Origin of the sequence: Streptomyces sp. NPDC059567 (assembly GCF_042735655.1) — a bacterium.
Taxonomy (GTDB): domain Bacteria; phylum Actinomycetota; class Actinomycetes; order Streptomycetales; family Streptomycetaceae; genus Streptomyces.
The window spans coordinates 52,264-64,670 of record NZ_JBHWBS010000021.1 but is presented as its reverse complement, the minus strand read 5'-3'; the positions used below and the strand labels follow the sequence as shown (position 1 = coordinate 64,670).

At 72.3% G+C, this 12,407-nt stretch carries 9 protein-coding genes; 4 read left to right on the top strand and 5 right to left on the bottom strand.

What is annotated here, in order from left to right; genetic code table 11:
- Positions 1–79: 79 nt before the first annotated feature.
- Entirely contained in the window at positions 80–1,048 is a 969-nt protein-coding gene (locus ACFVZW_RS12955; protein ID WP_384520296.1) for a cyclase family protein, read from the bottom strand.
- 71 nt (positions 1,049–1,119) lie between these two features.
- On the opposite strand from ACFVZW_RS12955, the gene ACFVZW_RS12950 reads away from it, so the two are divergent.
- Both ACFVZW_RS12950 and ACFVZW_RS12945 read left to right on the top strand, forming a co-directional pair.
- Entirely contained in the window at positions 1,120–2,034 is a 915-nt protein-coding gene (locus tag ACFVZW_RS12950) for an SDR family NAD(P)-dependent oxidoreductase (protein ID WP_384520294.1), read from the top strand.
- 54 nt (positions 2,035–2,088) lie between these two features.
- Positions 2,089–3,138 (top strand): Zn-dependent alcohol dehydrogenase, encoded by a 1,050-nt coding sequence (locus ACFVZW_RS12945; protein WP_384520292.1) that lies wholly within the window; start codon positions 2,089–2,091, stop codon positions 3,136–3,138.
- 18 nt (positions 3,139–3,156) lie between these two features.
- On the opposite strand, the gene ACFVZW_RS12940 is transcribed toward ACFVZW_RS12945, so the two are convergent.
- Positions 3,157–4,128, bottom strand: coding sequence for a GlxA family transcriptional regulator (locus ACFVZW_RS12940; RefSeq protein WP_384520290.1), 972 nt, complete (start codon positions 4,126–4,128; stop codon positions 3,157–3,159).
- 141 nt (positions 4,129–4,269) lie between these two features.
- On the opposite strand from ACFVZW_RS12940, the gene ACFVZW_RS12935 reads away from it, so the two are divergent.
- Together ACFVZW_RS12935 and ACFVZW_RS12930 are read left to right on the top strand one after the other, a co-directional pair.
- Positions 4,270–5,487 (top strand): MFS transporter, encoded by a 1,218-nt coding sequence (locus ACFVZW_RS12935; RefSeq protein WP_384520346.1) that lies wholly within the window; start codon positions 4,270–4,272, stop codon positions 5,485–5,487.
- A gap of 127 nt (positions 5,488–5,614) precedes the next feature.
- Entirely contained in the window at positions 5,615–6,934 is a 1,320-nt protein-coding gene (locus ACFVZW_RS12930) for an MFS transporter (protein ID WP_384520288.1), read from the top strand.
- A gap of 250 nt (positions 6,935–7,184) precedes the next feature.
- Here the strand turns inward: ACFVZW_RS12930 and ACFVZW_RS12925 are convergent, their stop codons facing one another.
- The 3 genes from ACFVZW_RS12925 to ACFVZW_RS12915 form a co-directional block, all read right to left on the bottom strand.
- Positions 7,185–7,784 carry a flavin reductase family protein gene (locus ACFVZW_RS12925; protein ID WP_384520286.1) on the bottom strand — a complete coding sequence of 200 codons (600 nt, stop codon included), beginning with the start codon at positions 7,782–7,784 and terminating at the stop codon, positions 7,185–7,187.
- A 142-nt stretch (positions 7,785–7,926) separates the two neighbouring features.
- Positions 7,927–11,529 (bottom strand): hypothetical protein, encoded by a 3,603-nt coding sequence (locus ACFVZW_RS12920; RefSeq protein ID WP_384520284.1) that lies wholly within the window; start codon positions 11,527–11,529, stop codon positions 7,927–7,929.
- 137 nt (positions 11,530–11,666) lie between these two features.
- Entirely contained in the window at positions 11,667–12,386 is a 720-nt protein-coding gene (locus tag ACFVZW_RS12915; protein ID WP_384520344.1) for an enoyl-CoA hydratase/isomerase family protein, read from the bottom strand.
- Positions 12,387–12,407: the final 21 nt, after the last annotated feature.

The following is a 12,407-nucleotide window of genomic DNA, read 5'->3' as shown; positions in this document are numbered from 1 at the left end:
GCGCGCGAGTGCGCCGCCACCCGCGTACAACTCCTCCTTCTGTGATCCCTGGATCCTTCGAGCCCCTCGACCCTTCGGTTCAGAGAATCGCGACCGGGGCCACCGGTGTGCCCGTACCGCCCACGAAGGGCTCGGGCATCGCGGAGAGCAGGAACGCGTACTGCTCCCTCTGTGCACAGGCTGTGGACAGACTTTCCAGATTCCAGTTCTGCCCCTGGAGCATCCCCATCTCGACGAGGTCGAGGGCGTGGACGGGCAGCCAGAGGTTCTCGATCTCGGGCGGGAAGATCTCGAAGGTGAGCGTGTCGTTGGCGACGGCGGCGACGTCGCGGGCGTGGAACCACTCGGGCGTACGGATGGAGAGGCCGGGGGAGGGGAAGGCGTAGGCATGCTTGTCCCCGGCCAGGTACTGCTGCATCTGCCCGGTCCGTACGAGCACGATGTCGCCGGCCCGGACGGTGACGCGGCCGAATTCCGCGGCCTCGTCGAGGTCTTCGGGGGTGACGGCGTGGTCGCCGGGCAGCCGGTCCAGGCCCTTGGCGGCGGCCACGTCGAGCAGGACGCCACGACTGACGATGTGGCGGGCGGTGTGGATGCCGCTGAACTCGGAGCGGCCGTGCGGGGTGATCGTGGCGGCGGGGCGGCCGTTGTAGATCTTGCCGGAGTGCGAGACGTGGGTGAGGGCGTCCCAGTGGGTGGCGGCCTGGAGGCCGAGCGTCACGGCGTCGTCGCTGGTGGCGACCGTTCCGGGGCCGAAGAGCTCCTGGTTGACCTGGACCATGACATGGAGGGGGTTGACCCGGCCCGGGATCATGCCGGTCTGGACGCCGTCCTGCCGGAGGTCGAGGGCGAGGGGGACGCGATGACCGGAGCGGACGGTCGCGACGGCGTCCCGTACGACGTCGTCGGTGATCAGGTTGAGGGTCCCGATCTCGTCGTCCCGGCCCCAACGCCCCCAGTTGTTGACGCGCTTGGCGATGTCGTGGAATTCGACGGGGAGCTGCGAGGGAACTGACATCGGGGCCTCCAGGGTCTTGTTTTCCTGCATCTGACGGACCGTAGAATCCTGTCGACGAACGAATCTAACGGACCGTCAGGAAATGCGGGAAGGGGCCGGGCGTGGGGAACTTCTTGGCAGGCAAGGTCGTCGCCGTGACGGGCGCGGGGCGGGGGATCGGTCGCGCGGTCGCCCTCGCGTGCGCGGCGGAGGGGGCGAAGGTCGTCGTCAACGACTACGGCGTCTCCATCGAGGGCGGCGAGCCGACGTCGGAGGTCGCGCTGTCGGTGGTGAAGGAGATCGAGGCGGCGGGGGGTTCGGCCGTCGCCGTCGCCGACGACATCTCGACGATGGCGGGCGGCCAGCGGATCGTGGACGTGGCGCTGGCGGAGTACGGCCGGATCGACGGGGTCGTGTGCGTGGCGGGGATCCTGCGGGAGCGGATGCTCTTCAACATGTCCGAGGAGGAGTGGGACCCGGTCGTCGCGACGCACCTGAAGGGGACGTTCACGGTCTTCCGGGCGGCGTCGGCGGTGATGCGGAAGCAGGGCGGCGGGACGCTGATCGGCTTCACGAGCGGCAACCACCAGGGGTCCGTGGCGCAGGCGAACTACTCGGCGGCGAAGGGCGGGATCATCTCGCTGGTGCGGTCGGCGGCGCTGGGCCTGCACAAGTACGGGGTGACGGCGAACGCGGTGGCGCCGGTGGCGCGGACGCGGATGTCGGCGAACGTCCCGATGGAGCTGAAGGAGATCGGCGAGCCGGAGGACGTGGCGGCGCTGGTGGTCTACCTCCTGTCGGAGCGGGCACGGGCGGAGAAGATCACGGGCCAGGTGTACACGATCGCGGGCCCCAAGATCGCGGTCTGGGCGCAGCCGAGGGAGCTGCGGGCGGGGTACGCGGAGGGCGGCGCGTGGACACCGGAACGCATCGCGGACTTCCTCCCGGGGACGGTGGGGGTGGACCCGATGCCGCTGCTGGAACGGCTGGAGGAGATGGCGAGAGCGGCGTCGGAGGGAGCGAGGCCGAACGGGTAGGCGCCGCCCCGGTGGAACTCAGGCCCACAACTCGAGCGACGAAGGAGTACGTACATGCGCGGTGTCGTTTTCGATGGCAAGCACGTCCAGGTCGTCGACGACCTGGTGGTTCGGGATCCCGGGCCCGGTGAGGTCCTCGTCGGCGTCCGCGCCGCCGGCCTCTGTCACAGTGATCTGTCCGTCATCGACGGCACGATCCCCTTCCCCGCCCCCGTCGTCCTCGGCCACGAAGGCGCCGGCGTCGTCGAGGCGGTGGGCCCCGGCGTCACCCATGTCGCCGAGGGCGACCACGTCGCGCTGTCCACGCTCGCCAACTGCGGCGCCTGCGCCGACTGCGACCGTGGTCGGCCCACCATGTGCCGCAAGGCCATCGGGATGCCCAAGCAGCCCTTCTCCCGCGGCGGCACCCCCCTCTTCCAGTTCGCCTCCAACTCCTCCTTCGCCGAGCGGACCGTCGTCAAGGCCGTCCAGGCCGTGAAGATCCCCGAGGACATCCCGCTCACCGCCGCCGCCCTCATGGGCTGCGGCGTCCTCACCGGCGTCGGCGCCGTGCTCAACCGCGCCAAGGTCGACCGCGGCGAGACCGTCGTCGTCATCGGCACCGGCGGCATCGGCCTCAACGTCCTCCAGGGCGCCCGGATCGCCGGCGCGACGACGATCGTCGCCGTCGACACCAACCCGGCCAAGGAGCGGACCGCCCTGCTCTTCGGCGCCACCCACTTCCTGACCTCGACCGACGGCGCACGGGACATCCTTCCCACCGGCGCCGACCACGTCTTCGAATGCGTCGGCCACACCGGCCTCGTCCGCACCGCGATCGACCTCCTCGACCGGCACGGCCAGGCGATCCTCCTCGGCATGACCGCGCCCACCGCCGAGGCGAGCTTCCCGCCGGCCGCGATGTTCCTGGACAAGTCGATCCTCGGCTGCCGCTACGGCTCCTCCCGCCCGCAGAAGGACATCGCGCTCTACGCCGAGCTGTACCGGCAGGGCCGCCTCCTCCTCGACGAACTCGTCACCGAGACCTATCCGGTGGAGGACTTCGCCAAGGCCGCCGAGGACGCCGAACAGGGGCGCGTCGCGCGGGGGGTGCTCACCTTCTGACCCGGACCCCGCGAACCCTCAGCCCACCGCCCCCGCGCGGAACGTGCGCCGGTACGCCGTCGGGGTCACGCCGATCGCCGCCTGGAGGTGGGACCGCAGCGACTGGGGCGTGCCGAAGCCGGCGTCCCTCGCCACCTGGTCGACCGGCAGGTCCGTGGACTCCAGGAGGTGGCGGGCACGCTCCACCCGCTGCTGGGTCAGCCACTGGCCGGGGCTGATGCCGACCTCCTCACGGAAGCGGCGCGTGAACGTCCGTACGCTCATCGACTCCCGTACCGCCAGGTCCCGCAGCTGGATCGGCTCGTGCAGACGGGCCAGCGCCCAGGCGCGCGCCGACGTCGTGGTCGCCGTCCCCGCCTCCGGGAGCGGGCGGGCGATGTACTGAGCCTGCCCGCCGTCCCGGTGCGGCGGCACGACGGTCCTGCGGGCCACCTCGTTGGCGACGGCGCTCCCGTGGTCGCGGCGCACGATGTGCAGGCACAGGTCGAGCCCGGCGGCCACGCCCGCCGAGGTCAGCACGTCCCCGTCGTCGACGAACAGCACGTCCGCGTCGACCCGTACGTTCGGGAACAGCCGCTGGAAGTGCTCGGCCGAGGCCCAGTGCGTGGTGGCCGGCCGCCCGTCGAGGTAGCCGGCGGCGGCGAGCACGTACCCGCCGGTGCAGATGGACACCAGCCGGGTCCCGGGCCGGATGTGCGCGAGGGCGGCCGCCAGCTCGTCGGTCAGCCTGCCCTCGTCGTAGACGGGACCGAGTTCGTACGAGGCGGGGACGACGACCGTGTCCGCCGTCGCGAGCGCCTCCGGGCCGTGCTCCACCTGCACGGCGAAGTCCGCGTCCGTCTGGACCGGACCGGCGACCGGGGCGCAGGTCACGATCTCGTACAGCGGCCGGCCCTCGGCGTCCTTGGCGCGGCCGAAGATCCGGTGGGGAATGCCCAGTTCGAAGGGGAGGAGGCCGGGCAGGGCGAGGACGGCGATGCGGTGCGGCACGAGAAAATCCTTTGTGGTCCAGACCACTTGCTGCTAGAAGTCGGGTCCGTGACGACGGACGAGCAGGCGGACAGACGAGCGGACATACCGGTGGACGGACGAGCGGAGCAGTACTCGTACAAGTCCGAGGGCCGGGAGCGCATTCCCGGACCCGTCGGCGCTGCGGCTCCGGCCCTCTGGAACCGTAACTTCCGGCTCTTCTTCGTGGCCCGGGCCGCCGCCGTCTTCGGCGAGGGCATGGTGCCCGTCGCCCTCGCCGCCGGTCTGCTCGGCGCCGGGCACCCCGGCTCCTCCGTCGGCTACGCGCTGGGTGCCTGGATCGGCCCCTTCGCCCTGTTCGTCGTCGTCGGCGGGGTCCTCGCGGACCGGTTCACCGCCCGCCGGATGATGATCCTCGCCGATCTGGTGCGGCTGCCCGGCGCGGCCGTCCTCGCCGTCTCCTTCAGCGTCGGCGGCCCGCCCCTCTGGGCGGTGTACGCGCTCAGTGCCGTCAGTGGCATCGGCGCCGCGCTCTTCCAGCCGGGCGTCGCCTCCACGATCCCGCGCATCGCCCCCGACGTGCAGCGCGCCAACGCCGTCCTGCGGGTCGTCGAGTCGCTGATGACGATGGCGGGTCCGGCCGCCGCCGGAGTCCTCGTCGCGCTCACCGGCGGCGCGGGCGCCGCCTTCGGCCTCAACGGCGCGACGTTCGCCGTCAGCGCGGTCTGCCTCACCCTGATGCGGCTCCCCGCAGCCCCCTTCGACTCGGTGCGACGCGGCTCGCTGCGGGCCGAGATGGTCGTCGGCTGGCGGGAGTTCACGGCGAGGACCTGGCTGTGGGGCGTGATCGCGATCTGGACGGTGTACGGGTTCACGGTCGCGGGGCCGATGGTGCCGCTGACCGCGACCCTGGTGACCGGGGACCACGGCTCGGCCACGTACGGCGTGCTGATGGCCGTCGCCGGCGCGGGCAACGCCGCCGGCGGGCTCCTCGCCCTGCGGCTGCGGCCCCGCCGCCCGCTCGCGGCCGGCGCGGTCGCCCTGCTCGGCCTCCCGGTGAACCTCGTCCTGCTCGGCTCGGGAGCGCCCGTCGCGCTGCTCGGGGCGGGGCAGTTCCTGGGCGGGGCGGCGTTCGCGTTCTGGCTGGTGATGTGGTCGACGTCGGTGCAGACGCATGTGCCGCAGGACGCGCTGAACCGGATGCACGCGTACGAGGTGGCCGGCTCGCTCCTGATGATGGCGGCGGGCCGGGCGCTGGCGGGCCCGGTGGCGGAGGCCGTCGGCACGGAGGAGGTCCTGCTGGCGGGGGCCGGGATCGCGGTGCTGGTGGTGGTGGCACTGCTCGTGGTGCGGCCGATCAGGACGCTGCCGCGGGTGTAGCCCCGGAGACGGGCTCGGAGCGGACCGTGGCCCGATGGCCCGGTCCCTCCGGGATCGGAGCCGACCGTGGCCCGATCCTTGTGAAAGCTGTCATCCGGGCCAGTGGTGGGCGTGGTCCCCGATCACGATGCTGTGTGACGTGACCCAGACAACCGAGACCCCCGCACCCGTCGGCAGGCACTCCTCTCGCACCCCCCGTGTCCACCGCGCCTGGTTCGTCGCGGCGGTCACCTTCGTCACGATCATCGGCGCCGCCGGCTTCGCCTCGCTGCCCGGCCTGCTGATCGAGCCGCTGCACGGCGAGTTCGACTGGTCGCGCGGCACGATCGGCTTCGCGGTGTCGGTGAACCTCGCGCTGTACGGCCTCACGGCGCCGTTCGCCGCGGCCCTGATGGACCGGTTCGGCATCCGCCGGGTCGTCGCCGTCGCGCTCAGCGTGATCGCGCTCGGGTCCCTGCTGACCGTCTGGATGACGGCGTCCTGGCAGCTCGTCCTGTACTGGGGAATCCTCGTCGGCCTCGGCAGCGGCACGATGGCGCTGGCGTTCGCGGCGACGGTCACGAACCGGTGGTTCGTCGCCCGGCGCGGTCTTGTCACCGGCATCCTCACGGCGGCCGGCGCCTCGGGCCAGCTGGTCTTCCTGCCGCTGCTGTCCTGGCTGGTCGAGAACCACGGCTGGCGCCCGGGCTCGGTGACCGTCGCCCTCTCCGCCCTCGTGATCGTCCCCTTCGTCTGGCTGCTGCTGCGCGACCACCCGGCGGACGTGGGTCTCGCGCCGTACGGCGGCACGTTCGCGCCGAAGCCCGCCCCGGTCACGGGTGCGGCCCGACGGGCCGTGACCGTCCTGCTCAAGGCGGCCCGGACCGGCCCGTTCTGGCTCCTGGCCGGCACCTTCGCGATCTGTGGCGCCTCGACGAACGGACTGGTCAGGACCCACTTCGTGCCCGCCGCCCACGACCACGGGATGCCGATCACCGCGGCGGCCTCGCTGCTCGCCGTCATCGGGGTCTTCGACGTCGTCGGCACGATCGCCTCCGGCTGGTTCACCGACCGCTTCGAGGCGCGGCGCCTGCTCGCCGTGTACTACGCGCTGCGCGGGATCTCGCTGCTCTTCCTGCCGATGCTCCTGGCGCCGTCCGTGCACCCGCCGATGGTCTTCTTCATCGTCTTCTACGGTCTGGACTGGGTGGCCACGGTCCCGCCGACGATCGCCCTGTGCCGCGAGCACTACGGAGAGGACAGCGCGATCGTCTTCGGCTGGGTCCTCGCCTCCCACCAGGTGGGCGCGGCGGTGGTCGCCTTCGCGGGCGGAGTGGCGCGGGACGTCTTCGGCTCGTACGACGTGGTCTGGTACGCCTCGGGCGCCCTGTGCGCGGCGGCGGCCCTGATGGCCCTGGTGATCCGCCGCCGGGAGGGCACGGGCAGCAAGGACGCGGTGACCGCCTGACCCGTACGCCGACGGCTCCGTACATCTGCTGCTTCGACGGCTACCGCTCCGGCCCTAGGGCCTCTCGTTTGGATCTTGCCGGGCTCGCGTGCCCTGGTGCCGCACCTCGCCGCGTTGTCGTCGGTCGGCATGGTCCCCCGTAGCCCTTCGGGCACGGGAGGTGCCCCCACCGCCATGCCTCCCTCCTCCGCCTTGCGATCCACGGCACCAGACCCCGCTCACTGATCCGGCCTGATCCAAACGAAAGACCCTAGCCGCTGAACCGGCCGAACCGTCCCCGGTGGAAGAGCAACGGCTCGCCGTCCGCGTCCCGGGTGCCCAGGGCCTCGACCCGCCCCACCACGATGAGATGGTCGCCGCCCGTGTGGACCGTGGCGATCGTGCAGTCGACCCAGGCCGGGGCGCCGGTGAGGCGCGGTGAGCCCGTCACCGGGGCGCAGTCGTACCCCACGCCCGCGAACTTGTCGGCCCCGCTCTTCGCGAACCCCCGGCACAACTCCCCCTGGTCCGCGCCCAGGATGTTGACGCAGAAGACGCCGGCGTGGGCGATGCGGGGCCAGGTGGTCGACGTACGGGCGACCATGAAGGCCACCAGCGGCGGGTCCAGGGACAGCGACGCGAAGGACTGGCAGGCGAAGCCGGCCGGGCCGTCGGGGCCGGGGGCGGTCACCACGGTGACGCCGCTCGCGAAGTGCCCGAGCACGCGCCGGAACTCGGCCGGGTCGACGGGCAGCCGCTCGTCCTCTCGTACCGCCCGGAGCCGTGGCCTGGGGAGTGGTTCGACGGCCGTGGGCGATCCGGCCGACCTGAGGTATCGGACGGCGGTGGCCGCCATCCCTGCGTGTCCCATCACACCGTCCATTGAAGCTGACGATCCGTCAGATTGGAACCCTTCGTCCCCGCTCAAGACCCTGCCCGAGACCCCGCACACGCAAGGACCCCGGGACCGGCCTTCTCAGGCCTGTCCCGGGGTCCCCCGATGCGAATTCGGACTAGGCCGCGACACCCGCCGTCGACCTGGTCCAGACGACACCCGAGTCGTGACCGGTCCGGTACGCGACGACCCGAACGGCGATCTTCATCCCGCGCTGCGCCTTCGTCAGCGTCAGAGTGGCCCGCGTCGCGCCGGAGATCGGGCGCCCGTTGGCGTACCACTGATACGTGTACGACGTCGGTGCCGGCGTCCACGTACCCCGGTTCAGCGTCAGGGTGCGGCCGACCTTCACGGTGCCCGTGATGTACGGCGCCGTCGTCGCCCTGGGAGCGAACCCCTTCGCCACGGCGGAGGCCACCGCCGTGGCCGACGCGCTCAGGTGCCCGGTGCGGTGCGCCGTCACGGTCACCGACAGCTTCTTCCCGACGACGGACGCGGGGGAGACGTAACTCGCCCCGGTCGCCCCCGGGATGGCCACGCCGTTCGCCCGCCACTGGTACGTGAACGAGGTCGGCGCGGGAGACCAGGTGCCCACCACGGCCGTGGTCTTCACCCCGACGCGGGTTCCGCCGGACAGGGACGGTGCCTTCACCGCCTTCGGCGCGACACCCTTGGCGACGGCGACGGCCGCGCTCGAAGCCGTCACGGCCGGCTGCCCGGCCTTGTGGGCGGTCACCGCCACCGACAGCTTCTTGCCGAGCAGCGAGGCCGGCGGGGTGTACGAGGACGCCGTGGCGCCCGCGATCGCGACCCCGTCCGCCTTCCACTGGTACGCGTACGAGTCCGGTGTCACCGACCAGGAGCCGTTGCCGGCCGTCACCACCGCGCCGACCGCCACCGTGCCGGCGAGGGCCGGTGCGAGGGTGGACCGGATGGGGGCGAGGACGTCGAACGAACCCTTGGAGTACTGCGTGCCGTTGACCGCGTACACGCTCATGTACAGCGAGCCGACCGGCGCGCCCGTCAGATCCAGGGTCGCCGTCAGGCTCTTGCGGTCGGGTGCCACGGCCACGGTCGTCGACCGCACGGAGAAGCCGTTGCCGGAGAGCCCGATCTGGTCCTTCTCGTGCAGGGCGGTCCCGGTCAGCGTGACCGTCACCTTGGTGCCGGAGACACCCGCCGCGGGTGTCACGGTCCCGATCGACCGCTCCTCAAGGCCGCAGAGGCTCCGGCAGACGCCGTCCGCGCGGAAGTCCGCCTGCGACGCCTTCTCGGGCAGCCCGATGACGAGCGTGGTGGGGCTGGACACACGGGGGTAGGCATACGCGACCGCGCACTCGTAGCGGTGGCCCTCACTGGAGGCGAACCCCATGCAGCCGTTCCTACGGCTCGCGTGGTCGTACAGCCAGGGGGTGACCGTCTGCTCGAAGGTCGTCGTGGGCGTGATCTTCAGGTCGATCCGGTCGCCGGAGGCGGTCGGCAGGACGGCGCACACCGCGGTCTTCTGCTCGGTCAGGGCGCCCGTCAGCGGCCCGAAGCCGTAGCTGACGTTCGCGACCTTGACGCACTCGGGCGCGGGCCCCGCGGCCGTGCCGATGCGCAGGGCGTCCAGACGGTACGAGTCGGCGGCGGGCTTGCCCTCCGGGACCATCACGAGGGTCTGGTACCGGGTGGAGCCGGTGGCGGCGCATCCGGACGCGAAGAAGTCGCAGACGGCCTCGCCGTCCGCGCCGTACACGACGGCTCGCGCCGTGCCCAGCGCGTCCCGGACGTTCAGGTGCAGGGTGTCCTCGGCGTCGCCCGTGGTCACCTGGTGGCACAGGAAGGTGCCTGGGGCGAGCGGTGTGCCCCCGGTCGACGGGCCGCCGACCGGCGTGGCCGGCGTCGCCGCACAGCCGCGCGCGGCGGCGGTGACGTCGCGTCGGATCAGGGCGAACTCGTCAGGCACGTCCCGGCCCCGGAAGAGGACGGTGTGTGCGAGCTCGGGGGTGAGCTCGCAGGTGTTCCAGGTGCCGTAGTAGGACCGGACGGTGCAGATCTGCTTGCCGGTCGCGTCGAGGACGCTGACCTCGGCACGGGAGGTGTGGGACAGCCCCTGGATCTGGAGGATCTCGCGCGTGGAGTGGGAGTCCGCCGGGATGGCGAGGCAGTGCGCGAAGACCCCGTCGCCCGTCTTCAGGCTCGTCCGGGCGGGGGAGGCCGTGAAGTCGCCTGCCAGGAAGGTCTGACAGCTGCTCGCCACGTCCGTGCGGTGGACGACGAGCTGGTAGTCACCGGTAGCCGGGACCGTCTCCTCGTTGGAGACCAGCGCGCGGTAGGGGGCGGTGCCGCCCAGGGCGCAGGTGCCTTCCATGAGCTGCTGTTCGTGGCAGAACTCGGTGCCCGTGGCGTCGACGATCGTGACGGCCGGATCCGGCGAACCGATCCTGTACCTGGTCATGACTGCCACGTGGGCGCCCTGCGGCACCGGCAGGTTCAGGCAGTCGACCTCACCGGCAGCGCCGAACGAGCCGGTGAAGGTCTGCGCGAGCGGGACGTCGGACGTGCAGCCGGCGGACGAGGACCGGTCCAGGACGAGCACGGCGCCGGCCGTGATCAGGGTGTAGGCGGTGCCCTCGGTCAGTGTGCAGGCCGATCCCGCCGCGCAGGCCGTCGTGCCGTCGGCCGCGTACACCTTCAGCGCGGTGCGCTCGCCGGACTCCGAGACGCCGTGGACGTCGTACCGGCCGGTCGTGGCCGGCGTGAACGTCCTGCACTCGGTCTGCGGGGAGACCTGGGTGGGCGCGGAGCCGTAGGCGTTGACGGGCACGGAGGCGCAGCCCGCCGGAGTGGACAGGCGACGGATCTTCAGGCTGTACGCGGCGGGGAAACCGTCCTCGACGTCCCGGACCTCGGCCAGCATCCGGTAGCCGCCGTTCCCGGCGGGCAGGACACAGCCGTCGCTGTCGTCCTCGTTCCAGCGGGGGCAGATGCGCTGGCCGCTGTCGTCGGTGATCCAGTGGACGGCCTGGCCGTACTTCTCGAGCCGGAAGTCGCTGGTGATCCGGTCACCGGCGTTCGCGGCGAAGCTGCGGCAGACGATCCCGAGCCGGCTGACGGCGGTGCCGGTCAGCGGTGCGGTGTCGTACCCGGTGCCGCCCGTGTCGGGGCAGTTCGCGGACGGTACCAGGGGGACGATGGCGGCCTGGGCCTCGCGGGTCTCCCAGCCGGCGTTGACGATCTTCAGCGTGTGGGTGCCGGCCGCGAGGTCGCACCAGCCGTCGACGCCGTAGAAGTGGCTCCAGCAGTCCACCTCGGTCTCACCGGTCGACACGTCGATGTACGAGTCCTGGAGGCCGGTCAGGAGCACGCGGTGCATCCCGGGCTTCTCGACGGAGAAGGTGAAGCAGGCGGAGGCGTCGGCCGCGATCGTGGCACGGACGACGGCGTCGCCCGGGTCGCCGCCCAGCGGGGCGAGGGTGAGCGGCGCACACACGTCGCCGGTGGGCGTCGGCTCGGGGTCCGGCGTGGGCTCCGCCGTCGGCTCCGGGTTCGGCGTCGGCTCCGCCGTCGGCGTGGGCTCTGCGGTGGGCGTGGGCTCTGCGGTCGGGGGGGGGGGCGGGCCGCGCCCCCCCCCCCCCCCCCCCCCCGCGACCGCGACATCGCCGAGCCCGGTGGGCAGCACCGGCACGAGCAGGGCGGTCAGCAGGGCGAGGACGAGCAGGACGGGTGCCGGCGGCACCGTGGATCTGGATCTCTCACGCGTGCGCGCGAAGTTGGGCATTCCGTTCCCCCCGGAGCGGTATCTCTGGCATATGCGCGTCACACCCTACGGCTCCGGTACGACAGCGGCGACAGAGATACCAGCAGGCGAGAGGGCTACCGCCCCTCGTACCGGGGCGTGCGCCGCTCCACGAAGCTCGCCACGCCTTCGTTCGCGTCCCGCGTCGTCATATTGATCTCCTGCGCGGCCGCCTCCGCCGCGAACGCGGTGGAACGGTCCGCGTCCAGCGAGGCGTTCACCAGTTGCTTGGTGAGCGCAAGCGCCCGCGTCGGGCCCTGGGCCAGCCGCTCGGCCCACTCCCGGGCGGTCTTCTCCAGCTCCTCCGCCGGGACCACCCGGTTCACCAGGCCCAGCTCCCGGGCGTCGTGGGCCGTCACCGCGTCGCCGAAGAACATCAGCTCCTTCGCGCGCTGCGGGCCGATCAGCCGGGGCAGCAGATACGCCCCGCCCCCGTCCGGCACCAAGCCACGCCGTACGAACACCTCGATGAACTTCGCCGGCTCCGCCGCGAGCACGAGGTCGCAGGCGAACGCCAGATGGGCGCCGATCCCGGCCGCCGTGCCGTTCACCGCCGCGATCACCGGCTTCTCGCAGTCCATGACCGCCCCGATGAACCGTTGGGCCCCCAGCCGGATGGTCCGTGCCACATCCCCGGGGACCCTCTCGCCCGACGACGGGGCGCCCCGCAGGTCCGCGCCCGCGCAGAAGCCCCGCCCGGTCGCCGTCAGCACCACCGCCCGTACGTCCGGGTCGGCCGAGGCCTCCCCGAGGAACGCGATGATCCGCTCGCGCTGGTCCCAGGTGACGGCGTTCATCGCCTCGGGCCGGTTGAGCGT